This is a genomic window from Amorphoplanes digitatis, from assembly GCF_014205335.1.
GTDB lineage: Bacteria > Actinomycetota > Actinomycetes > Mycobacteriales > Micromonosporaceae > Actinoplanes > Actinoplanes digitatus.
Genome location: NZ_JACHNH010000001.1, coordinates 5,453,651 through 5,480,134 on the forward strand (window position 1 = coordinate 5,453,651; position 26,484 = coordinate 5,480,134).

Consider the following 26,484-nt stretch of genomic DNA (forward strand, 5'->3'; position numbering starts at 1 on the left):
CCTATGCCGTCGCGTTGGAGATCTGGTGCAGGACCCATAGAGACTGGTTGGCCCTTTGCCAGTTCGGCGCGTCGAAGTTCGGCCGGCCTGATGCCTCGCGGAGCTGCTCCAGCCGTTCCGAAACTCACGGGGCAAGGCTATGCGCCGTGACCATCGAGCTGCCCGCGCCGGGTCGCCGGAGTCAGGCGGGGCCGAGGCGGACGTTCTGGAAGGAGGCGGTGCCGGCGTAGGCGTTCAGGCCGAACAGGCCGGTGGGGTATGTCGCGTCGACGGCGTCGATCACCTGGGTGCCGTCGAGCAGGACGCGCAGGCGGGAGCCGGTGGCGATGACCGTCAGGTGGCGGGTGCGGCCCGGCACGATCGGCGTCGGGTATACCGCGATGTCCCGGCCGGGACGCCACAGCTTGACCACGCCCGACGTGTCGACGTTCGCCGTGTAGTGCTGGGACGCGTCGGCGGTGGCGCGGAAGGTCAGCGCGGCGGCGACGCCGATCACCGGGCGTACGTCGGCCTCGTAGGTGAAGTCGGTGCCGGTCGTGCCGCTCAGGTAGAACGCGTCGCCGGCGGCCTGCGCGCGCACGCCGTCGCCGGGTGCGGTCCAGGTGCCGCCGACCGGACGCCACGGACCGGCGACGTTGGTGGCGAAGCCGGGCGCGCCGAGGGTGATGTTGCCGATCACCGCGGTGCCGGCGAAGACGTTCGCGCCCGCGCGGCCGGTGGCGTAGGTGCCGTCCTCGGCGTCGATCACCGGGGTGGTGCCGTGGTCCAGGTAGACCCGCAGGCGCGGACCGGCGGCGACCACCCGCAGGTGGTAGGTGCGGTCGCGGGCGATCGGCGTCGCGTACGTGGCGATGTCGCGGCCCGGGCGCCACAGCTTGACCAGCCCGGCCGCGTCCACGTTGGCGGTGTAGCGGTCCCGGAACGTCAGCCCCGCCGCGACGGCGTCGCGGAGCCGGACGTCGGCCTCGTAGGTGCCGTCGCCCGCGACCGTCGAGTTCAGGTAGAAGCCGTCGCCGGTCGCGGTGCCCTGCTTGCCGCCGGCCACGTCGGTCCAGGTCCCGCCGGCGGCCGCCCACGGGCCCGCGAGGTTGCCGGCCAGGGTCGGCTCCCCGGTGCCCCACGCCGAGCCGAGCCGGTCGAACCGCAGCGAGACCAGTCGCACCGAGCCGCCCTCGGCGTACGCCTGCAGGCCCTGGCTGCCGGCGGCGGAGTCGAAGCGGACGACGTCGCTGATCGAGACCGCGCCGCCGTTGCCGAACACCTCCAGCTGCCCGCGGTCGACGAGGACCCGCATGGTCACCCGGCCGTTCTCCGGGGCGAGGGGCGCGCCGTACAGCGTGCGGGCCGCCCGGTCGTAGGTAACGGCGCGGTCGTAGGTGCCGTCCGCGCGGGCGTGCAGCCGCAGGCCGAACCGGGTGGCGGTGGCCGAGGCCGCGTCGAACACGGCGGTCACCTCGTAGGTGTCCGCGGCGGCCGGCGACACCGGCGTCGTCGGTGTCACCGTCCGGTCGGACAGGGTCACCGTGCCGGAGCGCAGCGACGCCAGCTCGTCGACCGGGGTGCGGGTGAGGCTCACCCCGTCGGTGCCGGTCCTGAGCGCCAGCTCCGCCGGGAAGGTCAGGTTGCCGCTCCAGACGCTGCCGCGCGCGGCCGGCTGCCACACCGTCTGCACCACCCGGCCGCGGGGGTCGCCGAGGAAGGTCTGTCCCGCGTAGAACGTGCCGCCCGCGTCGTTGGCGCCGTGGTCCATCCGCCGCACCGCGGTCCGCGGCAGGAACGTGGTGCCGTCGAAGTCGCCGGTCACGTACTCGCCGCTCGCGTCGGTCAGTACCCACCGCCGGTCGGCGGCGTTGCCGTCGACGGGCAGCTGGAACATGTCCGGGCACTCGAAGAACCAGCCCGCCGCGTACCGGCTGCGCCAGGTCCAGTTCAGCAGGTCGGCCGAGGTGTAGAAGTCGGCGCCGTTGCCGCCGCCGTCCGACCACATCACCATCACCCAGCGCCGCGACGGCTCGTGCCAGAACACCTTCGGGTCCCGGCTGGTGCCGGCCGGGACGGCAACCTTGCGGCCGCCGCCGTACGTCTGGAAGGTCCTGGCGCCGTCGAGGCTGTAGTGGATCGTGGCGCCGTTGGTGCCGGAGAAGACCAGGATCGGGTCGTCCGCGCCGTTCTTGAGGCCGGTCACGTTGGCGGTGTCCACCACCCCGTTGCCGGACCAGAGGTCGCCGGCGTGCACGCCCGGCTCGAGGGCGATCGGCTTCTGCGTCCAGTGCACCAGGTCCGGGCTGGTGGCGTGCCCCCAGTGCATCGTGTCCCAGGCCAGCCCGTGCGGGTTGTGCTGGTAGAAGAGGTGGTACTGCCCGCGGTACCAGAACGAGCCGTTGGGATCGTTCATCCAGCCGGCGCGCGAGCTGAAGTGGAACTGCCCGCGGAACGCCTCGTCGTACGAGGTCGCCGGGTAGGGGAACTCGGGATAGTCCGCGGGGGTACCGGCGGCGGCGGGGTGTGCGGGCATCATCACGGCGGCGAGGGCGAGCAGGACGGCGGCGACGAGCCGCCGGTAACGGGTGCCCATGGCCAAACTATAGACCGATATCAATGTGGACGCCTATGCGACACAAGGCATCTCACGGGAGCGCTCCCACATCCAAGCCCGCATGAAGAAATTGATGGCGCTTATCGCCGCAGCGATCACGTTCACCGTTCTGGCGGCCGCTCCGGCATCCGCATCGAGTCCGACCATCGGGTGCTTGGGGTTCGACAACGGACGGGAATGGACGCAGCAGTGCTTCCAGGCCGGCGAGATGCCCGTTGCCGGCACCTCGGATGACTGGCTGGACGTCGTGAGCTTCGACCCCGAGAGCCGCGAGGTCTGCGGGCAGGCCTACGTCATGGACCGCGGCTGGCAGCAATGGCAGTGCGGTGTCGGCCCCGTGCTGTTCGGCCAGGAGGACCGGGCCATGGAGGCCCTGACCATCTCCCTGCCCGGACCAGGGAAATTCTGCATGCAGGCCTATATGGAGGAGTACGGCTGGCAGGGGTGGCAGTGCGGACTGGAGGGCAACCGCGTCACGGTCGGGAACGCCAACGGCGGCTGGGGCATCCGGGCGGTCATGTTCTATTACAGCTACCTGTGGTGACCTACCGGCGCCGGGACCCGCGGACGAGCGCGAACACGATGCCGGCGACAGCGAGCATGCAGATAGCGAGGGCGGTCAGTTCCCAGGGCTTCACGGAGATCATGCGCCGGAACCCTAGCGTCCGGCCCGGACCGCGCGGTAGTCAGGGTTTGCGGTAGACGGAGACGTGCGACGGCGATTCGGCGGTGAACTCCGTGCCCCGCCAGTCGGCGTGCCTGTTCTCGAGTTCGAGGCCGGCGAGCTGGGCCATGAGGTCCAGCTCGGCCGGCCAGATGTAGCGGTGCGGGCTGCGGTAGAGCCGGGCCTGCCTGCTGTCGTCGAACCTGAAGTGGTGTGACACCACGTGCTGCCGCAACGGATCGTAGGTGTCCAGGCCGATGTAGCCGGGCTCGGAGGCGAAGACGGTCGCCGGCTGCCCGGGCGGGAGCCGGCGCAGCTCCGGCACCCACAGCTCGATCACGAAGCGGCCGCCGGGCGTGAGGTGGCGGGCGGCATTACGGAAGCACGCCACCTGTTCGGACTGCGTCAGCAGGTTCGAGATCGTGTTGTAGACGAGGTAGACGAGCGTGTACTCCCCCGGTGCCACCGTGGTGGCCATGTCGCCGGCCAGGACGGGGATGGTCGCCTCGTCGGCCTTCTCGCGGAGCCGGGCGAGCATCGGCCGGGACAGCTCGATGCCGGTGACGGGCACGCCGCGGCCGGCCAGCGGCACCGCGACGCGGCCGGTCCCGACGGCGAACTCCAACGCCGCTCCCCCGGCGGCGAGTTCGGCGAGGCGGTCGACGACCGGCTCCAGCACCTCTGGCGCGAACATGCCGGAGTCCGTCGTGTCATAGCGTTCGGCCGCGTCGGCGTCCCAGAGGTGCTCCTGCCACATGGGACCCACCATGTCCGCGGCCGGTCCGCGTGTCCATCGAATTGCGGGGGCGGCCCTAGATGTCGAGGCCGGCGAAGATCGGGGCATGGTCGGAGTCGGGTGCGCTGCGTCGTTCCGCCGGGTCGTCGCCGACCGAGGGCAGCCTGCGGTCGGTGACGGTGCGGACCTCGCGCACCTTGTCGATCAGGGCGTGGCTGACCATGATGTGGTCGATCAGCTCCGGCTTTCCCTCGTACACGCGGGTGAAGCGGGTCTCCTCGGGGATCAGCGGTGCCAGGTTCCACAGCCGGGAGGTGTCGCCCCGGTCGGGCCGCCGGAAGCCGGCCGTGCCGATCTGCGAGCCGGGCGGGCCGTACAGGATCTGGGTCGTGGCGGCCGGCGGCTCGTCGTTGAGGTCGCCGACCAGGATCACGCTCCGCTCGCCGGCGCCGTGCAGCAGGTCGTCGACGGCGACGCGGACGGTCACCGCCTCCGCGGCACGCCGGTAGAGGGCGTACGCGGCGTAGCGGGCCCGCTCGGCCTCGTTGCGCGGCCAGAACCGGCTGGTGCCGTTGGGTCCGGGGAACGACAGCAGCTTCGACTTCAGGTGGCAGACCAGCATTGTCACGCTCCGCCCGCCGGGCAGGTCCACGTCGACGCCCAGGACGCCGCGGCCCATGCCGCCGACCGTCTTCTGCGGGTCGTCACCGCCCTGCACCGGGCGCAGCAGCGGCGCGAACGTCGCGGTGTCCGTGACCACCCGCAGCGGGTGCCGGGAGATCACCGCGACGCGGATCGGGCGATGCGGCTCGAAGTGGGTGGACAGCTCCGCGTGCCAGTCGCCGTCCAGCAGGGCGACGAGGTCGGCGAGGGCCTCCGGCTGCCCGACCTCCTGGAGGCCGAGCACGTCCGGCGCGGCCGCGTTGATGGTCGCGGCCAGCGCGGCCAGCTTGCCGTCGTAGACGGCCTTGTCGTCGGGCCCGAACTCGGCATCGGGCCAGAACAGGTTCTCCAGGTTCCAGGTACCTACGGTGATCACCACTTGCCTCCCGGACGCGCGCGGGACGTGCCTGGAGGACATCATCGCCCCGGCGCGCGTGCGGCGCTGTCGCCTACCCGATCGGCTACTGCATCACCGTGACCGGCGCGTGCGCGGACGAGGCGGTGCACCGGTAGACCTGGAGTGTGTATCCGCGTCCGATGACCACCCGGGTCGGGTTGTTCTCGGTCGACCCCTCCTCGTCGGCGGGGCGCCAGGTGATGCTGTCGGGGTCCCATTCGTCGGCGATGGTGAGCAGCGGCTCGAGCGGGGCACCGCAGCACCGCAGCTCGTCGGGGTCCGCGGGGTCCCGGAACGTGAAGAAGGCGGCCCAGCCACCGACCTTCCAGCCCGGTGCGACCGACAGGTTGCCCTGGTAGCGCGGCTGGTCCGGCGCCGGGGACGCGAGCAGCTCCCGCTCGCGGGCGATGACGCGTTCCGCCAGCTCCTCGGGCAGATCGTGGTAGGCGGGATACTCGACGACCCGCTCCGGATGCAGGACGCAGGGTTCCGGCACGTAGTCGCCGTTGCCGATGTAGGCGGGCTCCGGCGGGTCCGCCGGCACGTCGGTCACGGTGCCCGACCGGCGCCACCTCAGCCGCACCTCCGCTCCGGAATCCATGATCTCGTCGAACGGGCACCACAGCACCTGGAGCAGGTCCATGCCGTCGGGACAGGGCAGGCCGGGGACGTCGCGGGCGTAGAGCTGCGCCAGCGGGATGAGCGGCTGCGGCTCCGCCGGCAGCAGCGCGAGGTCGTAGCCGGCGGAAATCCGGTCGATCACCGCCTGCTCATCCGGGGTGAGCAGGTTCGTCCGCGGCGGCCGGGGCCGCTGCCAGGCCTGCGCGAGGACGCGCCGGCGGGTGCGGACGTCCCGCAGCGTCGTCAGCTCGTACGGCCGGTGCGTCCCGGTGCAGACCGGCCAGTCCTCGCCGGCCGGCCACAGCAGCGGCCCGCCGACCGAGCTGTCGTGCACGGTCGGCGCACCGGGGCGCGGATGCAGGCGGGTGGCGGTCCTGGCACGGCCCGCCAGCTCGGGGAAGAGCGAGACCACATCCAGCGGACGCGGCGGCGTCGTGCGAGTCATGATCCGCATCCAACCACGCGCCGGATCAGAGGTGCAGGCTGAAGGTCGTCAGCAGGCGGCCCTCCACGGCGGACCGCGGGATCGGGCCCCAGTGGCGGGAGTCCCGGGAGACCTCGCGGTGGTCGCCGAGCACGAACAGCTCGCCGGGCGGCACCACGACCGGCGCGCCGCAGTCGTACGTGCCGGCTCCGCCGTCCAGGTAGGGCTCGTCGAGCGGCGTGCCGTCGAGCTCGACCACGCCGTCCCGGCAGGCGACGGTGTCGCCCGGCAGGCCGATGACGCGCTTGACCCCGTGCCGGCCGGGTTCCTCCGGCAGCGCGAACTCGACGATGTCACCGCGCTCGATCCCGGTCACCCGGAAGCTCGCCTTGTCCAGCAGGAAGCGGCCCGCGACCGGCACGGTCGGCTCCATCGAGCCGCTGGCCATGTACCGCGCGGAGAGCGCGAACTGGTTGAGCACGAACGCCGCGGCCAGCCCGACGACCGCCGCCGCCAGGACGAGTCGCGGTATGCGTACCGCCGTCCTCGCCCTGCGCTCGTACCAGACGGCGCGGAGGCCGCCCACCGCCCAGCGCAGGCCCTCCCACCGGCCGGTGGTCTGGTCGAATTCGGCCAGGACCGCCTCGCTCCAGGGACCGCCCCGGTCGCCGCGCCCCCGCACCGCGGCGGCAAGGACCGCCCGGGTGACCCGCCGCATCAGGCCTCCCTCGGCGTGAACGTGGCGGGCCGGGCCTTGCGCGCCGCGCTCGCCAGCCGCTCCTTGGCCAGGGCGATGCCGTCGGCGGTGAGCCGGTAGGTGTGCCGGGGCGGCCGGCCGGGCTCGTCGGAGGGCTCCCAGCCGGCGTCGAGCAGGTGCTGGGCGGCGAGCCGCATGAGGATCGGGTAGAGGGTGCCGGACGCCAGGCCGGTCTCGCGGCTCAGGTCGTAGCCGTATCGGTGGCGGGTCGGGTCGGTGAGCAGCGCCTCGAAGAGCCGCAACGTCTGCGGCGAGGCGTGAGGTGTCCTCGGCATTCCGAAACTCTACATAACTCGACTTACGGTGGGAAGGTGAAGATGACGGGATGCCCCAACCGATTCTGCGCACCGACCGGCTGCTGCTGATCCCGCTGGCGGACCGGCATCTCGACCTGGAGGTGGAGCTCGACTCCGATCCGGAGGTGCTGCGCTACATCTGGGGACGGGCCCGGACTCCGGACGAGGTGCTCGCCTCGCATGAGCAGCGGATGGCGTCGGCCGAGCAGGTCGACGGCCTGGGCTACTGGATAGCGTTCGGGCCGGAGGGCGAGGACGACGGCGAGTTCGTCGGGCTCATGATGCTGCCGCCGGCGCACGGCCCCGATCAGCCCGCCGACCCGGCCGTCTGCGACCTCGGCTACCGGCTCCTGCGCCGCCACTGGCGGCGGGGCCTGGCCACCGATGCGTCCCGGGCCTTGCTGCGACACGCCTTCGACACCGTCGGGCAGAGCCGGGTGATCGCGCAGACCATGGCGGTGAACCGGGGGTCGCGCGGCGTCATGGAGGCGATCGGCATGCGGCACGTGCGGACCTGGTTCCCCACCTGGGACGACCCGCTGCCGGGCGCGGAGGCGGGCGAGGTCGAGTACGAGATGACCCGTGCGATGTGGGACGGCGGCCGGCGGCCGTCGACGCCTACGATGCCCTCGTGATCACCGCTTTCACCGCCGTCGGCCGCTGGCGGCGTCCGTTCCTGCTCGCCGTGCTGCCGCTCGCCGTGGCGCTGGGCGTGCTCACCGAGTCGGACGACCGGGCCACCTGGCTGCCGTCCTTCGGCGTCTGGGCGGCCCTGATCGTGGTGCTGCTGACGCTGTCCCTGGTCGCCGCGGTGCGCTACCGCTCCGCGACCCTTGTCGCGCGGCCGAAGGAGCCGTCGTTCGCGGCCCGGCCGAACCCGGCACCGGTCTTCGTCGCCGCGGTCGTCCTGATCGAGGGCAGCATCCTGCTGGCCGACAACATCCACGACATCGTGGACGGCGAGGAGCTTTCGGTGGTCCTCGGCGTGCCGAACATCGTCCTCTGGACCGCCGTCGTGCTGGTCCAATGGCGGCTGACCTGGGGCTGGTGGGGTGTGCACCTGGGGCCGGACGGCGTGCACGACCGGCAGGTGCTCGGCTCCCTGTTCATTCCCTGGGACGCCCTCGTCCCCGCGTACCCGGCCCTGCCGAGCGGGCGCCGGATCGCCTTCCACCTCCAGCGGCCGGAGCTGGTCCGCCGCCGGGGCATCCATCCCGGCGGCGGCAGCGTCCAGGCGGGCAGCGTCGACGCGGTGTTCCTGGCCCGGGCGATCAACGAGTACCTGAACCACCCCGGGCACCGCCCGGCCATCGGCACCGAGGCGGAGCTACGCCGGCTCACCGCCGCCGCGGGCTGATCCGAACCAGCGCCGGAGGTGGTCGTCCAGGTCCCGCTGATCGTCGCCGATCCAGGCGACGTGGCCGTCGGGGCGGAGCAGGACGGCCGGAACATCCAGCGCCGCGGTGTGATCGCCGAGGTGATCGACCCGGTCCGACCAGCCGCCGGCGGTCAGGCGCTCGGTGCGGTCCAGCAGCAGGCCACGGCCGCGGTGCAGCTGACCGTAGAGGCGGCCCTGCTTCACGTCGATGTCGCGCAGGCGGCGGCCGAGCAGGTCGGTGCCCGGGCCGAAGTCGTAGCGGATGCCGATCGCGGTGATCTTCTCCAGCAGGAGGCGGTTCACCTCGTCGAGGTCCATCAGCTCGGTGAGCAGCCTGCGCACGGCCTCCGGGCCCGGCCCGGCGGACAGCAGTTCCGTCTGTGCGCGGGTGTTGTCGAGCACCTGCTCGGCGACCGGATGACGTTCGGCCTGGTAGGTGTCGAGCAGCGTCTCCGGCGCCCAGCCGCGTACCTGCGCGGCCAGTTTCCAGCCGAGGTTGAAGGCGTCCTGAACGCCCAGGTTGAGGCCCTGCCCGCCGATCGGCGGATGGATGTGCGCGGCGTCGCCGGCGAGCAGCACCCGCCCGACCCGATAGCGGTCGGCCAGCCGGGTGGCGTCCCCGAAGCGGGACAGCCAGCGCGGTGAGTGCACGCCGAAGTCGGTGCCGGCGACGGCGCGCAGCTGTCGCTTGAAGTCGTCGAGGGTCGGCGGTTCCGCGCGATCACTGACCCCTTCGGCGGGTACCACGACGCGATAGACCCCCGGGCCGGCCGGGCTGAGGCTGAATCGCCTGTCGCGAATCTCCTCCTCCGGCGGCGCGCCCAGGGACATCTCCCCCATCAGCGTCTCGTTGCGCGCGGGCTCGCCGGGGAAGCCGACGCCGAGCAGCTTGCGCACCGTGCTGCGCGCGCCGTCGCAGCCGACGAGGTAGCGGGAACGCAGCCGTTCCCCGTCGGCCAGCTCGACGGTCACGCCCTCGGCGTCCTGGTCGAAACCGGTCATCGTGGCACCGCGCCGGACCTCCGCGCCCCGCTCGACCGCGTGCCGCTCCAGCAGCCCCACGATGACCGGGTGCGGTATGCCCAGCAGGTAGGCGTGCGCGGAGTCCAGGTCCGCGGGCGCGGGCTTGTCGATGGCGGCGAAGTAGGCGCCGGCCGGACGCCGCCGGCCGCGTTCGAGGACGCGCTCCAGGAGCCCGCGCATCGCCATCAGCTCGATGGTGCGGATGTGCAGGCCGACGATGCGGACGAACGACGCGGGCTCGGTGTCCCGCTCCAGGACGAGCACCCGCACGTCGTGCAGCCGTAGCTCGGCGGCCAGCATCGCGCCGGCCGGGCCGCACCCGGCGATGATCACATCGGTGTTGAACATGATGTTGCCCTTCGGGAGTGTCTGGCGCTCCCGGCGACGGCTACGTCGATCGCCCGACCGTGACGGGATCGGGGAGCACCCACATCGATACAGCGTTCATGGGGTCTCACCTCCTCGGGCGGTGTCGCGGTCAGCAGCAAGCTACAAGCACCGCGGAGCGGCGTCCAGTCCTTTCCGGTCCGGCTTGATATAGACGTTAATAAATATTGACAAGGTCCGTAACGAACTGGAAACTCCGTGAGAGCGCTCTCACGGACACCATACCCTCCCCCGAAAGGCCGTTTCCATGCCGAGTTCCGCGTACAGATGGCGTCGCCGGTGGCTCGCCGCCGCCGCAGTCCTGATAGCCGGCGGCACCTCCGCCGTCTTCGCCATGCACGCCGACGCTGCCGTGCCGTCGGCACCGTCCGGCATGTCCCTGGTCTTCAGCGACGACTTCACCGGGGCCGCCGGCACCGGCCTCAACCGGTCCAACTGGCTCTACGACATCGGCACGTCGTATCCGGGCGGCGCCGCCAACTGGGGCACCGGCGAGATCGAGACGATGACCGACTCGACGCAGAACGTCTACCAGGACGGCAACGGCAACCTGGTGATCAAGCCGATCCGCGACTCGGCCGGACGCTGGACCTCCGGCCGGGTGGAGACGCAGCGCACCGACTTCGCCGCGCCCGCCGGCGGCAAGCTGCGCATCGAGGGCCGGCTTCAGCAGCCGAACGTCACCGGCGCCGCGGCCGCGGGCTACTGGCCGGCGTTCTGGACGCTGGGCGCGGCCGCGCGCCCGGTCGGCGCGACCAACTGGCCGAGCATCGGCGAGTGGGACATCATGGAGTCGATCAACGGCCGGAACTCGGTCTTCTCGGCCCTGCACTGCGGCGTCGCCTCCGGCGGCCCCTGCAACGAGACCACCGGCCTGAGCAGCGGCGAGCACGCGTGCGGCACCTGCCAGACCAGCTTCCACACGTACGCGGTGGAGTACGACCGCGGCGTCTCGCCCGAGCAGCTGCGGTTCTACCTGGACGGCGCACAGTACTTCCAGGTCAACGCCGGCCAGCTGGACGCCACCACCTGGAACAACGCCACCCAGCACGGCATGTTCGTGATCCTCAACGTGGCGATGGGCGGCGGCTTCCCGGCGGCGTTCGGCGGCGGGCCCACCGCGGCCACCCAGTCCGGCGTTCCCATGCTCGTCGACTACGTCGCCGTGTACCAGTCGGGCGGCACCACCACGCCGCCCACCACCTCGCCGACCACCCCGCCGACCACGACCCCGCCGACCGGCTCGGTCCGCGACGCCTACGCGCAGATCGAGGCCGAGTCCTACGACGCGGCCTCCGCGGTCACCAAGGAGACCGCGTCCGAGGGCGGACAGAACGTCGCCTACATCGGCAACGGCGACTGGTTGCAGTACAACAACGTGGACTTCGGCACCGGCGGCGTCCGCGACTTCGTCGCCCGGGTCGCCTCGGGCGCGGCGGCGAACGTCAGCGGCCTGGTCGAGGTCCGCGTCGACAGCCGCGCCAACGCGCCGATCGGCAGCTTCGCGCTCGCCAACACCGGCGGCTGGCAGACCTGGCGCTCGGTGCCCGGCAACGTCTCCAACGTGTCCGGCCGGCACACGGTCTTCCTCACCTTCACCAGCGGCCAGCCGGCCGACTTCGTGAACGTGAACTGGGTCCAGTTCCGCCGGTAGTCCTGTGGAGGCCCGGCCCGGTCCCGGGGCCGGGCCTCCGTCAGGCGTCGGGCAGTTCCCGCATGCGCGGCACCGGGGAGAACAGGATGAAGAGCACGCCGGCCACCGCGCCGACCGCGCCGATCCACAGCGCACCGTGCACCCCGATCAGCTCGCCGAGCACGCCGCCGAGCAGCGCACCGATCGGCCGTACCCCGTAGTTGACCGTGCGTTGCGCGCCCTTGACCAGGGAGAGCCGGGACACCGGGGTGGCCGCCGTCTGTAGCGAGCCGACCCCGATGTCGAGGATCATCACGCCGACGCAGGAGAGGAACTCGGCGGCGAGCAGCATGGTCAGTACCGCCGGCTGCGGGCCGCCGGCGAGCGGGATCAGCACCAGCGGGAGCGGGAACGCCAGGTAGCCGAGCACCACGACCGGGCCGATGCCGATGCGGCGGGTGAGCGGGCCGGTGACCGCGGCGCCGACCAGCCCGCCGATCGAGGCGATGCCGATCAGCATGCCGAGCAGCCCGGGCGAGAGGCCGAGCACGGTGGTCACGTAGAGGATCAGCAGCGCGTGGAAGACGTAGTTGAACAGGTTGATCGTCGTGGCACCGAGCAGCAGTTGCCGGAGCACCGCCGAGCGGAAGATGAACGTCAGCCCGGAGCCGATGCCAAGGCCGCCGCCCTCGGACTCGGAGCCGGCGTTCTCGGGCGGGGCGATCCGGGTCAGCAGCAGCGCCGACCCGACGTACGACAGCACGTCCACCACCAGGGCGAACGGCGCGGTCAGCACCTGGACCAGGACGCCGCCCACGCTCGGACCGGCCACGAACGACATGGCCCGGGCGCCGTTGGTCAGCGAGTTGGCGGCGATGTAGTCCGGCCGCCGGACCACCGACGCGAACAGGCTGCCGTCGGCGACCTCGTAGAAGACGGTGAGCGTGCCGATGGCGAAGGACAGCGCGCAGAGGTGCCACAGCTCCAGCACACCGGCGAACGCCAGCACCGGCACCACCGCGAGCAGCGCGGCCCGGCCGAGGTCGGCGACGATCATGACCTTCCGCTTGTACGCACGCCGGTCCACCCACGCGCCGGCGAGCAGCGAGAGGAAGAGGTTCGGCAGCAGCGCCGCGGCGGTCAGGTAGCCCATCTCGACCGGGCCGGCGCCGATCGTCAGCACGGCGAGCAGCGGGATCGCGATCAGCGAGATCTGGTCGCCGACCATCGAGACGACGTGCGCGCTCCAGTAGTGCCGAAACACCCGCTCGCGCAGCAGCGCCGGCGCCGGCGCGGGCCTCGGCGGGGCGGCCGCGGTCACGGCGCGCCCTCCTCGGGCGTCGGTATCGCCAGCTGCACGATGGTGACCGGCCGGGACCCCGCGGCCCGCCCGGCCCTGTCCCGGTACGGCGCCAGCAGCGCCTCGACCCGCCCGGCGAGGTCGACAAGCTGCTCGGCCGTCACATAGATCATGTCGTCGCCGAAGCCGGCCGCCGCGCGCCACTCTGCGGACTCCTCGCCGCGGACCGCGAGATAGGCCTCGGCCCGCCGCACGTACTGCCGCAGGATCGCCGCGTTGAGCTGGTCGGCCGCCATCCGCGTCTCCGGGTCGTCGGAGTCGTCGGTCCACGACGTGCTGTTCGCGGTCGCCTGCCAGGGCCGCTCCCGCCCGTCGGCCGCGGGTGCCCGCTCGGCCAGCCCGTACTTCGCGAGCTGGCGCAGGTGGAACGAGCAGTTCGGCACGTTCTCATCCAGCGCGGCGGCGCACTGGGTGGCGGTCATCGGCCCGTTGCGCCGCAGCATCCCGATCAGGCTGAGCCGCAGCGGGTGCGCGTAGGCGCGCAGGGCACGCGGGTCGTCCAGCCGGATCGTCGTGCGTTCCTCGGAAGGCATACCCTAGAGAATGCTTTATAAAGACATCTTTAGCAACCTCAGGGGTGCATGGTCGCGCCCTTCAGGATCTTGTCCACCGCGTTGCGCGGGCCGTGCACGGCCATGCCGGCCAGGTCCAGGTTCCCGGTGGCGACCGCGCGCACGGCCGCCCGGTTGTCCCGGTCGTTGCCGGTGGCGAAGAGGTCCGAGGTGAACACCGAGACCGCCAGGCCGCGGCCGATCGCCCGGCCGTGCGCCGAGCGCAGCAGCTCCTTGTCCCCCTCGAAGACCAGGACCGGCTGACGGAACATCGGCAGGTAGCGCACGCCGCCGGCGTCCTCGTAGGGCTCGCCGATCACTTCGGGCACCGCCGCCGCGACGCCGCCGGCCAGGAACGCCGTGATGTTCAGGCGCTGCCAGGTGAGCAGGTCGTCGCGGAGCAGCACGGCAATCTTGGTGTCGAAGCGCATGGATCGATCGTGCGGGGCCGGGTACCCGCGGGTCTTGTACGATTTTGACGTGCCGGCGAGGATCTCGGCGTGGCGGCCGCGCCTGGACGGCGTGGTGGAGGTGCTGCACGCGCACCTGGACGGCCACGCCTATCCCATGCACGCGCACGACACCTGGACGCTGCTCATCATCGACGACGGCGCCGTGCGCTACGACCTCGACCGGCACGAACGCGGGGCGTTCGGCGACCTGGTCACGCTGCTTCCGCCGCACGTGCCGCACAACGGCGCCTCGGCGACACCGGGCGGCTTCCACAAGCGGGTGTTCTACCTCGCGCCGGACCGGCTGCCGGACGCGCTGATCGGCGCCGCGGTCGACAACCCCACCGTCGGCGACCCGTCGCTGCGCGGGCGGGTCGCCGCCCTGCACCGCGTCATCCGGCAGCCCGGCGAGGAGTTCGAGGCGCAGGTCCGGCTCGCGGACGTCATCGAACGGCTGCGCGCCTGGCACGGCCGCCCGGCGCTGCCCGGCCGGCTCGACCGCGCACCCGCGTACCGGCTGCGCGACCTGCTGGAGGAGCACGTCGTGCCGGGGCTGTCGCTGGACGAGGCGGCACGGGCCCTGCACTTCCATCCGGCGTACCTGGTGCGGTCCTTCACGCGCGAGTTCGGCATGTCACCGCACCGGTACCTGGTCTCGCGGCGGGTGGACCTGGCCCGCCGGCTGATCGTCGCCGGCGAGCCGTTGGGGTCCGCCGCCGTCGACAGCGGTTTCTACGACCAACCCCATCTGGTACGCCATTTCCGGCGCATTCTCGGCGTCAGCCCGCGGGCCTTCGCCCCGGCGTCAGGCGCGGCGGCGCGCCAGCAGGACGGCGCCGGCACCGGCCACGAGCAGGACCAGGCCGGTGAGGGCCAGCGGCGCGACGGGTGATCCGGTGATCGGCAGGCTGGGCTCGCCCGCGCCGCCGCCACCGGCGGTCTGTGTCGGCGTGGGACTCGGCGACGCCGGAGGCGCGACGATCTCCGCCGCGTAGGTCGCCTCGTTGTTGGTGCGGTCCGCGTCCGGCCCGACCGGGATGAGGACCGGCTTGACCGACAGGCCGTCCTTGTCGTACCTGGTGACCTCGAAGCTCACCGGGAGCACGAGCGTCGCACCGGCCTCGATCATCTCGATGTCGCAGAAGAGAATGCCGGTGTCGGGCTCGCAGCCCGCCGGCAACGCGGTGGGGCGCAGGCCCTTCACCGGGAGCAGGAACACGTTCACCCGCAGCGGGGTGCGGTAGGGGCCGGCGTTGTGAACGCTGATCTCGGCGTCGAACTTCGCGCCGACCTGCCAGGGGCCCTTGGGCGCGCTGACGGCGACCGACAGCTCACCGCCGGCGGTGATGAAGACGTCGGTGGTGGAGACGTTGTTCGCCGGCTCGGGGTCGGGCTGCTCGGTGGTGAGCGTGGCCTTGGCGGTGACGTACACGCCCTGCGGCGCGTCCTTGGCTACGTCGGTGTCGACCCGCCAGCGGGCGCTGGTCTCCCGCGCCTTGGTCGTGCAGGTCACCGTGCGCTTGGCGGCGTCAGCCACGCAGGGGCCGGCGGCCTGCGGGTAGTCGGCGGAGCGGAAGGTGACGCCCTCGGGCAGCTCCAGCACGACGGTGCGGTGCTGTGCCGCCGCCGTCGGGTGGCGGGTCGCCGTCATCTCGTAGCTGATCGTCCCGCCGGGCGGCCTCGACGCCGAGGGGTCGTCGCTGTAGAGCTTGAGGGTCTCGTCGCCGGCGGCCGGAGGTGCCGCGACCGCCGGGCCGGTGAGCAGGAGGGCGCCGAGCACCGCGACGCCGACCACCGCAGCACCACGTCGAATCCACGCCGCCATGTCCGCTCCCTTGTTGAAGGTGGACGGACGATAGCGCACAGATCAACTACGTGGGGGGCGCCCGCCGGGGAGGACGGACTCCACCAGGTCGCGCAGCGGGTCCAGCAGCTGCTCCTCGGTGGCCGAGGCGAGCGGCTGAAGCCCGAGCGAGGAGCGCAGCGTGACGATGCCCAGGGTCGTGGCCAGCACGATCTGTGCGCGCAGCAGCGCCGCGTCGTCCGGTTCGGCGCCGCCCGCGGCGCTCGCCATCTTCTCGCTGACCGCGTGCAGCACCGAGCGGCGCAGCTCGTCGATGCGGTCGTCGCCGGAGGAGCGCAGCAGCAGGAGCAGCGCGACGCGCAGCCGGTCGTCGTCGGCCGTGCCGCCGATCCGCCGGGCGATGCCCTCGGCGATCCCGTCCACCGGCACGCCGCTCTCGTCCCGGCGCACGTCGGTGACGGCGGTGGTCAGACAGGCCTCGAACAGGCCTTCCTTGGACGTGAAGTAGCGGTTGATGAGAGCGACGTTGACGCCGGCCTCGTCGGCGATGTCGCGCACGGTGGTCGCCGCGTAGCCGTCACGCGCGAATCTGGTCCGCGCCGCCTCGAGCAGGATCTGCCGGGTCCGGCCCGCGTCGCGGCGTCGCGGCTGGCCGGGATCCGTCACCGGGACAGCGTAGCCCGATCTACGCGACAAGTAAACAAACGATGACATTGCAGCTCACGGCCCCTGTGATCCGCCGCTCAGTCGCCGGTAAACGGCTGTTGATATTGGCCGCCGCGCCGGTAGGTTGTAAGTCAGCGAATGTTTACTACCGGCACGGCGGAGAGAGCTCGATGACCACAGCGGGGGCCGTCACGGCGACGGGCGGTATGGCGTGGCTGCGCGGACGCCCGGCGCGCCTGCTGCTGCTGGCCGCCGCGGGCGTCGCCGCGGTGTTCGTGCTGCGGGATCGCGTGCCCGATCCCGCCCGGATCCTCGCCATCGTCGGCGCCGCCGACCCGCGCTGGCTCGCCGCCGCGGTGCTCGCCCAGTTCCTGTCGCAGGTGGCCTTCGCCCGGCAGCAGCGCACCCTGCTCGCCGCCCTCGCCGTCCGGGTCTCGCGGCGCGACGCCCTGGCCATCACCTACAGCCGCACGGCGATGAGCATGGTGCTGCCCGCCGGTTCGGCGATGTCCGCGGCCTTCGCCATGCGGGAGTACCGCCGCCACGGCGCGACCAAGGCCGCGGCCACCACCGGCATCGTGCTGTCCGGCGCGGCCTCCGTCGTCGGCCTGGCCCTGCTGTACGCGGGCGCGGTCGGCACGTCGGCGTTCGCGCCGCACGGCGGATGGCGTGCCGCCGCGGCGGCGGGCGCGGCCCTGACCGTTGCCGCGCTCGGCGGGTGGGCGCTGGTCGCGCACCGGCGCCGCGCACCACACCCGGCCGCCGCGCCGGCCCGGGTGCTCGGCCCCGCGCCGGGACGAATCGAGCGCGGGCTCTTCCAGGCGCGCCGGCTGCTCCGCGAGGCGCGCGCCGTTCGCCTGCGCCACTGGGCCGCGACCATCGCCTATGCAGTGCTGAACTGGCTGCTCGACCTCGGCTGCCTCGTCGCGGTCGCGCACGCCTGCGACCTGCCGCTGACCGCCTTCCACCTCGCCTCGGCATACCTGGCCGTGCAGGTGGTGCGGCAGATCCCGCTCACGCCCGGCGGCGTCGGGCTGATCGAGGCGAGCCTGCTCGCGGGGCTGGTCGCGGCCGGTGCGCCCCAGGCGGGCGCGGCGGCGGTCGTGCTCGCCTACCGGCTCGTCTCGTTCTGGTTCGTACTGCCGGCTGGGCTGGCCGCGTACCTGCGGCTGAACCGGAGCAGCCGGCGCGAGGCGCTCGCCTGACGTAAACAACTGTTGACTTATCCGGCCGACTGCCGATACTTAAGTCAGCAAACGTTTACTTCGAGCGCCAAGGGAACGCCATGACCTACACCATCGAAGAGACCACCTCCGCCGGATCCGCTCCGGCCGAGGGCGGGAGCACGGGCGGCGGGCTGTTGGTGCTGTATCTGGCACTCGGCGGCCTGGCGTTCGCGGTGCTCCAGTCGCTGGTCTCGCCGGCGCTCTCGACAATCGGGCGCGAGCTGAACGCCTCGACAAGCGACGTGAGCTGGATCGTCACCGCGTACCTGCTGTCGGCGTCGGTCCTGACGCCCATCCTCGGCCGGCTCGGCGACATCGCCGGCAAGCGCAAGGTCCTCATCGGCGTGCTGGCCGCCCTCGCCGCCGGGACGCTCGTCGCCGCGCTGGCCACGAACCTGGCCGTGCTGATCGCCGGCCGCGTGCTCCAGGGCGCGGCGGGCGCGATCCTGCCGCTGTCGATCGGCATGATCCGCGACGAGCTGCCCCGCGAGAAGGTCGCGCCCATCATCGGCCTGATCTCGGCGATCTTCGGCATCGGCGCCGGCGTCGGCATCGTGGCCGCCGGCCCGATCGTCGAGCACCTCTCGTGGCACTGGCTGTTCTGGCTGCCGTTGGTCCTCGTCGCCGTCGCGCTGCTCGGCGCGATCTTCGGCATGAAGGAGTCCCCGGTCCGCTCCCCCGGCCGGCTCGACATGCTCGGCGCCGCCGTCCTGTCGGTGTCGCTCGTCGCGCTGCTGCTGGCCATCAGCAAGGGCCAGGCCTGGGGCTGGGGCGAGATCAAGACCATCGGCCTGCTCGCCCTCGGCGTCGTCGGCCTGATCGCGTTCGTACTCGTCGAGCTGCGGGTCAAGGAACCGCTCATCGACATGAAGCTGATGAAGATCCGCGGCGTGTGGGCAACCGACCTGGTCGCCCTGATACTCGGCTTCGCCATGTTCGGCACGTTCCTGCTGGTCCCGACCCTGCTCCTGCTGCCCGAGGCCACCGGGTACGGCTTCGGGAAGTCCGTGTCGCAGGCCGGCCTGTTCCTGCTGCCGACCGTCGTCATGATGGTCGTCTTCGGCCCCCTCGCGGGCATCCTGAACCGCAGGTTCGGCCCGAAGCTGCCGCTGTTCCTCGGCACCGTCTTCGTGGTCGCCGCGTTCACCCTGCCCGCCGTGTCCCACGACCGGATCTGGCAGGTCCTGGCCTCCGGCATCCTCACCGGCGCCGGCATCGGCTTCGCCTTCGCCGCCATGTCCAACGCCATCATCGAGAGCGTCCCGGCGACACAGACCGGCGAGGCCACCAGCGTCAACACCATCGCCCGGACCATCGGCAGCTGCATCGGCACCGCCGTGGTCGCCGCCGTCATCACCTCCAACACCACACCGCGGGGCCTGCCGACCGACGCCGCCTTCACCAACGGCTTCTGGGTCTGCGCGGGCGTCGCGGTCCTGGCCGTCGTCGCCGCGATCGCGCTGCCCGCGCGCAAGCGCCAGGAGCGGACCGTCGAGGGGTAGCCCACCGCTCGCACGCCTGACGTTCGGTGCCGGCGACCCTTGCGGGTCGCCGGCACCGTCGCTTTTGGAGATCGACACGTATAGATTGCTCGGCACTATCCTCTCTGCCCCGAAGGGGAACGATGAGCATTTCCCGCACTACCCGGCGCCCCCTACGCCGGCTCGTGGCCGGTGTCATCACGCTGGCCGCGACGATGACCGCCACCCTCACGGTCACGGCTTCCCCCGCTTTGGCCGCGACCACCCCCGGCATCGACGTGTCCCGCTACCAGGGCAGGATCAACTGGACCAGCGTGCGCAACGCCGGCATCCAGTTCGCCTACATCAAGAGCACCGAGGGCGTCAGCTACAAGGACCCGAACTTCGGCGCCAACTACGTCGGCGCGTACAACGCCGGCGTGATCCGGGGCGCGTACCACTTCGCGCTGCCGGACCGGTCCGGCGGCGCCGTGCAGGCCAACTACCTGGCCAGCAGCGGCGGCGCGTGGTCGGCGGACGGCCGCACGCTGCCCGCGGCACTGGACATCGAGTTCAACCCGTACGGCGCGACGTGCTACGGCCTGAGCCAGGCCTCGATGCGCACCTGGATCCAGGACTTCCTCAACACCTACCGCAGCCGCACCGGCCGGTACGCCGTCATCTACACCACCACCAGCTGGTGGACCAGTTGCACCGGCAACTGGAGCGGCCCCTGGGCGAACCATCCGTTGTGGATCGCGCGCTGGGCCGGCGCACCGGGCACGCTGCCGGCGGGCGCGCCGTATTACAGCTTCTGGCAGTACACCGCCAGCGGCTCGGTCGCCGGCGTCAGCGGCGCCGTCGACCGCAACTACTTCAACGGCGACCGCAGTCGGCTGATCGCCCTGGCGAACAACACCTGAGGTGCGGCGGGCCCCGGCCGCCCGGGGCCCGCCGTTAGGCGCGGCCGTCCGCGAGATAGTCGCGGCTCTCGAACGAGACACGCCTCTGCGTCCCCACAACCGGACCGGTACCGGCGCGGGTCAGGCAGGCGCCGGTACCCCCTCCAGCCGGCGGCGGGTGGCGGCGATCGCCATGCGGGCGTGTTCCTTGGCCCCGATCTGGGCCACCAGCTGCGCCCGCGGGATCTCCAGCGCGTACGGCAGGCCCGGCGGCAGGGCGGCCAGGATCCCGTCGAGGTCGATGCCGCCCTCGCCCGGATAGAGCCGCTCGAACCGCGCGGTGTGTATGAGCCCCTCGTTGGTCGGCGGCACGCCGGCCGGCGCGTCGCAGACGTGCGCGAAGTGGAACCATTCGGCCGGCAGCTCCCGCAGGTCCGCCACGCTGGACCCGGAGCGGGCGAAGTGCAGCAGGTCGATGAGCATGCCGGCGTTCGGCTGATCGGCGGCCCGCAGCACCCGGGTGGCCTCGCCCAGGTCCGGCGTCTCGGTCCAGGACGGGAACTCGAGGTCGACGGTGAGCCCGAGCGGCCGGGCCATCTCGCAGAGCTGTGCGAAGCGGTCCACTTTGCGGTTGCGGTCCGGATCGGGCAGCTGGGTGATGACGTGCCGGGCGCCGAGCTCCGCGCCCGCCTCCAGGAAACGCTGGAAGTCCCGGGGATCCTCGTGCGGGCCGATCCGCGCCAGCTCGATGTCCAGCACCTCGACGCCGGTCGCGGCCAGCCGGACCTTGGTGGTGCGCATCAGGGCGGGATCGGTGGCCAGCGGATAGTGCGGCTCCTGCGGCGTGACCCGGGTCAGCCGCACGCCGACGTACCGGTAACCCGCGTCGGCGGCGGCCTCGACGAGCTCCGGCGGGGACAGGCTCAGCGCGGTCAGGTGTGCCAGCGAGTAGTCGTGCACCCGGCCGTCCGGCCGCCCGGCGCCGTCGCGCAGCCCCTGTAGGCGCCGGTGCCGGTGCGCGGCCATCCGCACCGGCGCGCTGCCCGCGGCGCCGTACCCGCCGTATCCGCCGACCCGCTGCACCACCTCGAAGAACAGCCGGGACCCGAGCATCTCGGTGAAGAAGTGCAGGTACTCACCGTCGCCGTCGCTGTCGTACAGGATGGAGTTCTCCCGCAGCGCGGCGAGCAGGTCCGGCGGCGGCGCGAGCCGGGCGTCCAGGTCGTCGTAGTAGTTGTCCGGGATGCGCAGCACCGGCGCGCCGAGCTCGCGCATGGCCCGCGCGCCGGCGATCACGTCGTCGCCGGCGAACGCCACGTGCTGGGGGCTCGGGATGCCGGGCGACCAGCTGCCGCGGCGCAGCGGCGCCGTGTTGAGCGTGATCCGGAACGTCTGCGCCGCGTTGGTCGCCGACCGGCTGCGGATCAGGCCGAACGGCGCGGCGACCTCCGTCGTCGGTCCGGACCGCAGGCCGAGCACCGAGGTGTAGAAGAGGCCCACCTGGTCGAAGTCGTCGACGGACTCGGTGAGTGAGACGTGGTCGGTGCCGGTGACCAGGCCTTCCTCGCGCGCCGGCTCCCCGGTGGGTGCGAAGTCCGCCAGCCAGCCGTCGGCACCGCCCCGGCAGAAGAAGACCGCGGTGCCGTCGGGCGCGGCAACCGAGCTCAGATCCGCCTCCTCGGGCAGCCGGACCCGCGGCAGCACCGGCGCCAGCAGCCGGTCCGCGCGCTCGGCCGACCCGGCCGGGTCCTCGCTCTCCACCCCGAGCGCGCAGATCACCGCCGTGCCGGGCACGATCGTGCGCTGCGGCGCGAAGTTCAGCAGGATCCGGGCGTCGCCCTGCTGCCAGAGCTGCACCGGCTTGGACCGGTGCTGCCCGGTCCGGGCGAAGCCGAGCGCGGTCAGCGTGCGCGCGACCACCGGACCGGACACCTCGTCGACGGCCAGCTCGGTGAAGACGTGCCCGCCGAGCCGCGGCGCCGGCGGCAGGCCGGGCGACGGCACCGGTCCGCGCCGGGCGGTGACGGACTCCTGGAGCGCCAGCAGCGACCGCATCCCGTCGATGGCGGCGTGCCGCGGGTCGGCCTGCCGGTAGATGTCGTTGAACACCTCCAGCGAGAGCGGACCGCCGTACCCGGTGGTGCGGACGTGCCCGACGAACGCCGCCAGGTCGAAGGAGCCCAGCCCGGGGAAGAGCCGATGGTGCCGGCTGCGCTGGACCACGTCCATCTTGAGGCGCGGCGCGTCGGCCAGCTGGAGGTGGAACACCTTGGCGCCGGGTATCACCCGGATGCCGGCCGGGTCCTCGCGCCGGGACAGGACGTGGAAGCTGTCCAGGCAGAGGCCGAGGGCGGCGTGGTCAGCACGCCGGACGATCCGCCACGCGTGCGCGTAGCTCTTCACGTGCCGGCCCCACGCCAGCGCCTCGTACGCGATCCGCAGGCCCCGCCGCCCGGCCCGCTCCGCCAGCTCGCGCAGCTGCTCGGCGGCGAGGTCGTCGTCGTCCACCGACTCCGCCGACTCGGAGGAGCAGACCAGCATGGTCCCGGCGCCGAGCTGCTCCAGGAGGTCGAACTTGCGCTCGGCCCGGCGCAGGCCGGCCCGGAACCGCTCCGGCGGGACCGCCTCGAAGTCGCGGAACGGCTGATAGACGTCGATCGTCAGGCCGCGGCGCGCGCACTCCCGGCCGATTCGCGACGGCGACCACGGCGACGCGACGAGGTCGCTCTCGAAGATCTCGACACCGTGGAAGCCCGCCGCGGCGGCCGCCGCCAGCTTGTCCTCGAGGGTTCCCGACAGGCACGCGGTGGCGATGGAGAGCCGGTGGCCGCCGGCCGGGCCGCTCACAGCGGCGTGATCGGCGATGAGCATGGTGCGCCGCCTTCCTGCTCCGCCAGGCGGACCATCAGAACCAAAATAATGTTCGTACCGGTTAGTTAGTTATACGCGCCGGGCTCCCCCGCCGGAAGGGGCGTCCGAACGGGGGGATTGCCCGCGCCGGGGCGCGCCGGGAGGATGGGCGGGTGCAGTGGAGCCCGGCGACACTATTCAGCACGCGCGGTGACCGGATCCGGTGCGACCTCTGTCCACTGCGCTGCATGCTGCGCGACGGGCAGGTCGGCACGTGCGGCGTCCGCCGGCGCACCGGGGACGTCCTGGAGACCGCCACCTTCGCGACCGTGATGCAGCACGTCGACGCGAACGAGCGCAAACCCTTCTACCACTTCCGGCCGGGCGGCCGGAGCCTCACGCTCGCGGCGCCCGGCTGCACCTTCGCCTGTGGTTACTGCATCAACCACCGCATCTCCCAGTACGGCCGGGAGTCCTCGGTCGATTGGGACGCGGAGCCGGTGCGCCCCGCCGACGTGGTCGCCCGGGCGGTGGCCGAGGGCGCCGACATCTGCTTCTCGTACACTGAGCCGTCGCTGGCGCTGGAGCTGACCGAGGCCGTCGTGGCGCTCGCGCGGCCGGCCGGCGTACGGGTGATGTGGAAGTCGAACGGGTTCCTGACGCCCGAGGCCGTCGACCGGGCCGCGGGCCTTGTCGACGCCGTGAACATCGACGTCAAGGCGGCCGGCACGGCCGAGCACCTGCGGCTCACCGGCGCGCCGCTGGAGCCGGTGCTGGACACGATCCGCGAGTTCGCCCGCCGCGGCGTGTGGCTGGAGATCACCACCCCGCTGATACCCGGCACCAGCGCCGCGCCGGACCAGCTGGCCACGATCGCACGTGCCGTCGCGGCGGTGGGCGCGCAGGTGCCGTGGCACCTGGTGCGGTTCACCCCGACGTACCGGATGACCGGCCACGACCCGACGACGCCGGCCGACCTGGCCGAGGCCGTCCGGATCGGACACGCGGCGGGCCTGCGGCACGTCTACGTCGAGCGGGCGCTGGGCGCGCCAGGGCGGGCGACGCGCTGCCCGGGCTGCGACGAGACGGTGGTCCGCCGCGGCGTCTGGCGGCTGGAGGCATCCGAGCTGACGGGCGGGCGCTGCGCCCGCTGTGATCACCCGATCGACGGGCGGTGGAACTGAGATGACCAGGTACGAGGGCGTGCCGGAGCTGCCGGACCTCATCGACGCCGCCGAGTACGACGAGCACCCCGACGGCGGCCTGATCCGGCTGCGCATCTCGGTGACCGCGACCGGCGTCGAGATACTCGGCGACGGCATGCGCCCGGAGGCCCTCGAAGCGCTGCTCGAGGCGCTGGGGCCCGGCGAGATCCAGCAGATGTGGTGCGGCTGACCGGCCTGCCACCGGGTGGCACCCGTTTTGCTACCAGAGTCTTCGCGTCCGGTCCGAACTGAGTGGTGAACCCGGCCGACTCGGCCCCGTTCGCGATCTTGGACCCTTGGGGGCACCGGTTGAGCACACGTGCATCGCTAGCCCGTACGGCGGCATTCGCCACCCTGTACGCAGCCGCGATCATCGTGGGCCGGATGACCGTGATGGCCGACACCCGGATGGCGCTGGTGTGGCCCGCGGCGGGTGTGGCCGTGGTGTGGTTCTGTGCCCAGCGTGGCGCCCCGAAGCGGTGGGTCGACGTGGCCGCGCTGATCACGATCGCGTGGGTGGGCAACGCCGCCACCGGCACCGGCCTGCTCCTCGGCGGAATGCTGGCCGTGGCGAACCTGGTGATGGCCGTGGTGTTCGTGAGCCTGCTGTGCCGGTTCCGCCCGTCCCTGTGGGGCGCGGGCGGCACCCGGCGCCTGTCCCACCCGCGGGAGCTGGCCAGCCTGCTGGCCATCTCGGCCGTCGCCGCCGCCGCCGGCGCGGTGTACGGCCTGACCGGCCTGTGGCTGATGACGGGCAACGTGACGGCCGTGACGTTCGCGGACTGGATGGCCCGGCAGGTCACCGGCATGTTCGTGATCGCCACCGCCGGCCTGTGGCTCGGCCACCGGATCTCCACCTGCGCGGCCCGCACCGGCTCGGCGCGCGGCTGCTGGAACGCGATCGACCGGGCGCTGCGCGCGGTGCCGGCCCTGCGGGTCGCCGAGTCCCTGGCCGTGGTGCTGTGCTCGGCCGGCGCCTACCTGATCGGGTTCGTCTACGACGGCGGGCTGCCCCTGGCGTTCCCGCTGATCGTGGTCACGGTGTGGGCGGGGCTGCGGCTGAGCACGACCTCCGTCGTCCTCCAGAACCTGATCCTCGGCACTGCGGCGATGGTGTTCACCCTCCAGGGTGAGGGTCCGTTCGCCACGATCGACAGCCCCCTGGTGCGCACGGTTGTCGCCCAGCTGTTCGTCGTCCTGATCACCACGGTCGGCCTGCTGCTGGCCCTGGGTCGCGACGAGCGCGTGGCCCTGCTCGCCGAGCTGGCCGCGCACGAGGAACAGGCGGCGCGGCACGCCGCGCTGATGAACGCCGTCATCGACTCGATGGCCGACGGGCTGTCGGTCATCGACGCCGAGGGCCGCATCACGCTGCGCAACCCCGCCGGCGTACGCATGCTCGGGCCCGCCGACGCCGTCGGCGACGTGCAGTTCCGGCTCAGCCACCTCGACGGCACCCCGATCGACACCGCCGACCTGCCGTCCACCCGCGCCGCTCGGGGTGAGACGGTCGACCCGGTCGACGTCCGGGTAACCGACCAGGACGGCCGCGACACGCACGTCTACCGGGTCACCGCCACGCCGCTGACCGACGAGCACGGCCGGCGCAGCGCCGTCGTGCTCTACCACGACGTCACCGCCGAACGCCGCCACCACGCCCAGCTCGCCGACTTCGCCGGCGTCGTCGCGCACGACCTGCAGACCCCGCTGACCGTCGTCGAGGGCTGGACCGAGGTCGCCGCCGAGTCCCTCGACGCCGCACCGGGGCACCCCGCCATCGACCGGTCCCGCGACGGCCTCACCCGGGTCACGCAGGCCGCCACCCGCATGCGCGGACTCATCAACGACCTGCTCGCATACACCTCCGCCCGCGACGCCGACCTCGCGCCCGCGCCGGTCGACCTGACCGAGCTGGTCCGCGACATCGCCGCCGGCCGCACCGACGCCGCCGTCACCGCCGGCCAGCCGGTGCCCCAGGTCGTCCTCGACCCGCTCGAGCCGGTGCACGCCGACGCCGGCGCCGTCCGGCAGCTGCTGGAGAACCTGATCGGCAACGCCGTCAAGTACACCGCGCCGGGCGTCACGCCGCGCCTGTCCGTCACCAGCACCCGCGAGGACGGCACGGTGCGGATCACCATCGCCGACAACGGCATCGGCATCCCGGCCGGGCAGCACGAGGCCATCTTCGACAACTTCCACCGCGCACACCCCGGCACCGGGTACGCGGGCACCGGGATCGGCCTGGCCATCTGCCACCGCATCGTGGCACGCCACGGCGGCACCATCACCGCCGAGGACAACCCGGGCGGCGGCTCCCGCTTCGTCTTCACCCTGCCCGCCGCCGAGCTGCCCGCCGCGCCGGCGCTGGTCCTGCCCACCGCGCCGGCACCGGCCGGCAACCGCCGGCTCGCGGTCAGCGCGTCCTGACCGGGC

At 72.6% G+C, this 26,484-nt stretch carries 24 protein-coding genes; 11 read left to right on the forward strand and 13 right to left on the reverse strand.

All coding sequences use genetic code 11. The features are described from left to right. Nucleotides 1-181 precede the first annotated feature (181 nt). Entirely contained in the window at nucleotides 182-2,575 is a 2,394-nt protein-coding gene (locus BJ971_RS23880) for a glycoside hydrolase family 32 protein (RefSeq protein ID WP_184995451.1), read from the reverse strand. 82 nt (nucleotides 2,576-2,657) lie between these two features. Between BJ971_RS23880 and BJ971_RS23885 the strand changes: the two genes are divergently transcribed. Continuing rightward, a complete protein-coding gene (locus BJ971_RS23885; protein ID WP_184995452.1) occupies nucleotides 2,658-3,140 on the forward strand; it encodes a hypothetical protein in 483 nt (160 codons plus the stop codon). 142 nt (nucleotides 3,141-3,282) lie between these two features. Here the strand turns inward: BJ971_RS23885 and BJ971_RS23890 are convergent, their stop codons facing one another. The 5 genes from BJ971_RS23890 to BJ971_RS23910 form a co-directional block, all read right to left on the reverse strand. Continuing rightward, a complete protein-coding gene (locus BJ971_RS23890; protein ID WP_184995453.1) occupies nucleotides 3,283-4,017 on the reverse strand; it encodes a class I SAM-dependent methyltransferase in 735 nt (244 codons plus the stop codon). Between the two features lie 55 nt (nucleotides 4,018-4,072). Continuing rightward, on the reverse strand, nucleotides 4,073-5,035 hold the full coding sequence (locus tag BJ971_RS23895) for an endonuclease/exonuclease/phosphatase family protein (protein ID WP_203709496.1): 963 nt from the start codon (nucleotides 5,033-5,035) through the stop codon (nucleotides 4,073-4,075). An 85-nt stretch (nucleotides 5,036-5,120) separates the two neighbouring features. After that, nucleotides 5,121-6,122: a hypothetical protein gene (locus tag BJ971_RS23900; protein ID WP_184995454.1), complete on the reverse strand. Its 1,002-nt coding sequence runs from the start codon at nucleotides 6,120-6,122 to the stop codon at nucleotides 5,121-5,123. 25 nt (nucleotides 6,123-6,147) lie between these two features. Then, nucleotides 6,148-6,819 carry a signal peptidase I gene (lepB, locus tag BJ971_RS23905; RefSeq protein WP_184995455.1) on the reverse strand — a complete coding sequence of 224 codons (672 nt, stop codon included), beginning with the start codon at nucleotides 6,817-6,819 and terminating at the stop codon, nucleotides 6,148-6,150. Then, a complete protein-coding gene (locus BJ971_RS23910) occupies nucleotides 6,819-7,133 on the reverse strand; it encodes a PadR family transcriptional regulator (protein WP_184995456.1) in 315 nt (104 codons plus the stop codon). The genes lepB and BJ971_RS23910 overlap by 1 nt, the downstream gene beginning before the upstream one ends. Before the next feature lie 50 nt (nucleotides 7,134-7,183). Between BJ971_RS23910 and BJ971_RS23915 the strand changes: the two genes are divergently transcribed. Both BJ971_RS23915 and BJ971_RS23920 read left to right on the forward strand, forming a co-directional pair. After that, nucleotides 7,184-7,789 (forward strand): GNAT family N-acetyltransferase, encoded by a 606-nt coding sequence (locus tag BJ971_RS23915; protein ID WP_184995457.1) that lies wholly within the window; start codon nucleotides 7,184-7,186, stop codon nucleotides 7,787-7,789. Next, nucleotides 7,786-8,511 carry a hypothetical protein gene (locus tag BJ971_RS23920; RefSeq protein WP_184995458.1) on the forward strand — a complete coding sequence of 242 codons (726 nt, stop codon included), beginning with the start codon at nucleotides 7,786-7,788 and terminating at the stop codon, nucleotides 8,509-8,511. The genes BJ971_RS23915 and BJ971_RS23920 overlap by 4 nt, the downstream gene beginning before the upstream one ends. Here the strand turns inward: BJ971_RS23920 and BJ971_RS23925 are convergent. Further along, nucleotides 8,482-9,903 carry an FAD-dependent monooxygenase gene (locus tag BJ971_RS23925; protein ID WP_184995459.1) on the reverse strand — a complete coding sequence of 474 codons (1,422 nt, stop codon included), beginning with the start codon at nucleotides 9,901-9,903 and terminating at the stop codon, nucleotides 8,482-8,484. The genes BJ971_RS23920 and BJ971_RS23925 overlap by 30 nt on opposite strands. A 286-nt stretch (nucleotides 9,904-10,189) precedes the next feature. Here BJ971_RS23925 and BJ971_RS23930 point away from each other — a divergent pair, with 286 nt between their 5' ends. Next, nucleotides 10,190-11,596 carry a carbohydrate-binding protein gene (locus tag BJ971_RS23930; protein ID WP_184995460.1) on the forward strand — a complete coding sequence of 469 codons (1,407 nt, stop codon included), beginning with the start codon at nucleotides 10,190-10,192 and terminating at the stop codon, nucleotides 11,594-11,596. 40 nt (nucleotides 11,597-11,636) lie between these two features. On the opposite strand, the gene BJ971_RS23935 is transcribed toward BJ971_RS23930, so the two are convergent. The 3 genes from BJ971_RS23935 to BJ971_RS23945 are packed head-to-tail and all read right to left on the reverse strand — an operon-like array spanning nucleotide 11,637 to nucleotide 13,917. Next, nucleotides 11,637-12,896, reverse strand: coding sequence for an MFS transporter (locus BJ971_RS23935; RefSeq protein ID WP_184995461.1), 1,260 nt, complete (start codon nucleotides 12,894-12,896; stop codon nucleotides 11,637-11,639). Then, nucleotides 12,893-13,468 (reverse strand): helix-turn-helix domain-containing protein, encoded by a 576-nt coding sequence (locus tag BJ971_RS23940; RefSeq protein WP_184995462.1) that lies wholly within the window; start codon nucleotides 13,466-13,468, stop codon nucleotides 12,893-12,895. Before BJ971_RS23940 ends, BJ971_RS23935 begins: the two co-directional genes overlap by 4 nt. Nucleotides 13,469-13,506: 38 nt before the next feature. After that, on the reverse strand, nucleotides 13,507-13,917 hold the full coding sequence (locus tag BJ971_RS23945; protein WP_184995463.1) for a DUF2000 domain-containing protein: 411 nt from the start codon (nucleotides 13,915-13,917) through the stop codon (nucleotides 13,507-13,509). Between BJ971_RS23945 and BJ971_RS23950 the strand changes: the two genes are divergently transcribed. Next, the gene (locus BJ971_RS23950; protein WP_184995464.1) at nucleotides 13,916-14,830 is read left to right on the forward strand and encodes a helix-turn-helix transcriptional regulator; all 915 of its coding nucleotides are present in this window, start codon (nucleotides 13,916-13,918) and stop codon (nucleotides 14,828-14,830) included. The genes BJ971_RS23945 and BJ971_RS23950 overlap by 2 nt on opposite strands. On the opposite strand, the gene BJ971_RS23955 is transcribed toward BJ971_RS23950, so the two are convergent. Together BJ971_RS23955 and BJ971_RS23960 are read right to left on the reverse strand one after the other, a co-directional pair. Continuing rightward, complete coding sequence (locus BJ971_RS23955) at nucleotides 14,744-15,763, reverse strand: DUF11 domain-containing protein (RefSeq protein WP_184995465.1); 1,020 nt, start codon at nucleotides 15,761-15,763, stop codon at nucleotides 14,744-14,746. The two genes, BJ971_RS23950 and BJ971_RS23955, sit on opposite strands and share 87 nt — an antisense overlap. 42 nt (nucleotides 15,764-15,805) lie before the next feature. Beyond that, the gene (locus BJ971_RS23960; RefSeq protein WP_239087655.1) at nucleotides 15,806-16,408 is read right to left on the reverse strand and encodes a TetR/AcrR family transcriptional regulator; all 603 of its coding nucleotides are present in this window, start codon (nucleotides 16,406-16,408) and stop codon (nucleotides 15,806-15,808) included. A gap of 170 nt (nucleotides 16,409-16,578) precedes the next feature. Between BJ971_RS23960 and BJ971_RS23965 the strand changes: the two genes are divergently transcribed. The 3 genes from BJ971_RS23965 (at nucleotide 16,579) to BJ971_RS23975 (ending at nucleotide 20,017) form a co-directional block, all read left to right on the forward strand. Continuing rightward, entirely contained in the window at nucleotides 16,579-17,613 is a 1,035-nt protein-coding gene (locus BJ971_RS23965; protein ID WP_184995467.1) for a lysylphosphatidylglycerol synthase transmembrane domain-containing protein, read from the forward strand. An 80-nt stretch (nucleotides 17,614-17,693) separates the two neighbouring features. Then, a complete protein-coding gene (locus tag BJ971_RS23970; protein ID WP_184995468.1) occupies nucleotides 17,694-19,136 on the forward strand; it encodes an MFS transporter in 1,443 nt (480 codons plus the stop codon). A gap of 122 nt (nucleotides 19,137-19,258) precedes the next feature. Then, nucleotides 19,259-20,017, forward strand: a complete 759-nt coding sequence (locus BJ971_RS23975; RefSeq protein ID WP_184995469.1) for a GH25 family lysozyme — start codon at nucleotides 19,259-19,261, stop codon at nucleotides 20,015-20,017. A 120-nt stretch (nucleotides 20,018-20,137) separates the two neighbouring features. On the opposite strand, the gene BJ971_RS23980 is transcribed toward BJ971_RS23975, so the two are convergent. Beyond that, nucleotides 20,138-22,867 carry a TIM barrel protein gene (locus BJ971_RS23980; RefSeq protein ID WP_184995470.1) on the reverse strand — a complete coding sequence of 910 codons (2,730 nt, stop codon included), beginning with the start codon at nucleotides 22,865-22,867 and terminating at the stop codon, nucleotides 20,138-20,140. Nucleotides 22,868-23,019: 152 nt separating this feature from the next. On the opposite strand from BJ971_RS23980, the gene amrS reads away from it, so the two are divergent. From amrS to BJ971_RS23995, 3 genes are all read left to right on the forward strand, one after another. Continuing rightward, nucleotides 23,020-24,030 (forward strand): AmmeMemoRadiSam system radical SAM enzyme, encoded by a 1,011-nt coding sequence (amrS, locus tag BJ971_RS23985; RefSeq protein ID WP_275411390.1) that lies wholly within the window; start codon nucleotides 23,020-23,022, stop codon nucleotides 24,028-24,030. Nucleotide 24,031: 1 nt separating this feature from the next. Continuing rightward, nucleotides 24,032-24,241 carry a radical SAM-modified peptide, FtsH ternary system-associated gene (locus BJ971_RS23990; protein WP_184995472.1) on the forward strand — a complete coding sequence of 70 codons (210 nt, stop codon included), beginning with the start codon at nucleotides 24,032-24,034 and terminating at the stop codon, nucleotides 24,239-24,241. A gap of 65 nt (nucleotides 24,242-24,306) precedes the next feature. Next, nucleotides 24,307-26,478 carry a sensor histidine kinase gene (locus BJ971_RS23995; protein ID WP_275411389.1) on the forward strand — a complete coding sequence of 724 codons (2,172 nt, stop codon included), beginning with the start codon at nucleotides 24,307-24,309 and terminating at the stop codon, nucleotides 26,476-26,478. Nucleotides 26,479-26,484: the final 6 nt, after the last annotated feature.

What these genes read in the sequence shown, in the direction of transcription:
- BJ971_RS23880 (WP_184995451.1), bottom strand. Translation starts at nt 2,575, where the DNA reads ATGGGCACCCGTTACCGGCGGCTCGTCGCCGCCGTCCTGCTCGCCCTC.
- BJ971_RS23885 (WP_184995452.1), top strand. Translation starts at nt 2,658, where the DNA reads ATGAAGAAATTGATGGCGCTTATCGCCGCAGCGATCACGTTCACCGTT.
- BJ971_RS23890 (WP_184995453.1), bottom strand. Translation starts at nt 4,017, where the DNA reads ATGTGGCAGGAGCACCTCTGGGACGCCGACGCGGCCGAACGCTATGAC.
- BJ971_RS23900 (WP_184995454.1), bottom strand. Translation starts at nt 6,122, where the DNA reads ATGACTCGCACGACGCCGCCGCGTCCGCTGGATGTGGTCTCGCTCTTC.
- lepB (WP_184995455.1), bottom strand. Translation starts at nt 6,819, where the DNA reads ATGCGGCGGGTCACCCGGGCGGTCCTTGCCGCCGCGGTGCGGGGGCGC.
- BJ971_RS23910 (WP_184995456.1), bottom strand. Translation starts at nt 7,133, where the DNA reads ATGCCGAGGACACCTCACGCCTCGCCGCAGACGTTGCGGCTCTTCGAG.
- BJ971_RS23915 (WP_184995457.1), top strand. Translation starts at nt 7,184, where the DNA reads ATGCCCCAACCGATTCTGCGCACCGACCGGCTGCTGCTGATCCCGCTG.
- BJ971_RS23925 (WP_184995459.1), bottom strand. Translation starts at nt 9,903, where the DNA reads ATGTTCAACACCGATGTGATCATCGCCGGGTGCGGCCCGGCCGGCGCG.
- BJ971_RS23930 (WP_184995460.1), top strand. Translation starts at nt 10,190, where the DNA reads ATGCCGAGTTCCGCGTACAGATGGCGTCGCCGGTGGCTCGCCGCCGCC.
- BJ971_RS23940 (WP_184995462.1), bottom strand. Translation starts at nt 13,468, where the DNA reads ATGCCTTCCGAGGAACGCACGACGATCCGGCTGGACGACCCGCGTGCC.
- BJ971_RS23950 (WP_184995464.1), top strand. Translation starts at nt 13,916, where the DNA reads ATGGATCGATCGTGCGGGGCCGGGTACCCGCGGGTCTTGTACGATTTT.
- BJ971_RS23945 (WP_184995463.1), bottom strand. Translation starts at nt 13,917, where the DNA reads ATGCGCTTCGACACCAAGATTGCCGTGCTGCTCCGCGACGACCTGCTC.
- BJ971_RS23955 (WP_184995465.1), bottom strand. Translation starts at nt 15,763, where the DNA reads ATGGCGGCGTGGATTCGACGTGGTGCTGCGGTGGTCGGCGTCGCGGTG.
- BJ971_RS23965 (WP_184995467.1), top strand. Translation starts at nt 16,579, where the DNA reads ATGACCACAGCGGGGGCCGTCACGGCGACGGGCGGTATGGCGTGGCTG.
- BJ971_RS23970 (WP_184995468.1), top strand. Translation starts at nt 17,694, where the DNA reads ATGACCTACACCATCGAAGAGACCACCTCCGCCGGATCCGCTCCGGCC.
- BJ971_RS23975 (WP_184995469.1), top strand. Translation starts at nt 19,259, where the DNA reads ATGAGCATTTCCCGCACTACCCGGCGCCCCCTACGCCGGCTCGTGGCC.
- BJ971_RS23980 (WP_184995470.1), bottom strand. Translation starts at nt 22,867, where the DNA reads ATGCTCATCGCCGATCACGCCGCTGTGAGCGGCCCGGCCGGCGGCCAC.
- BJ971_RS23990 (WP_184995472.1), top strand. Translation starts at nt 24,032, where the DNA reads ATGACCAGGTACGAGGGCGTGCCGGAGCTGCCGGACCTCATCGACGCC.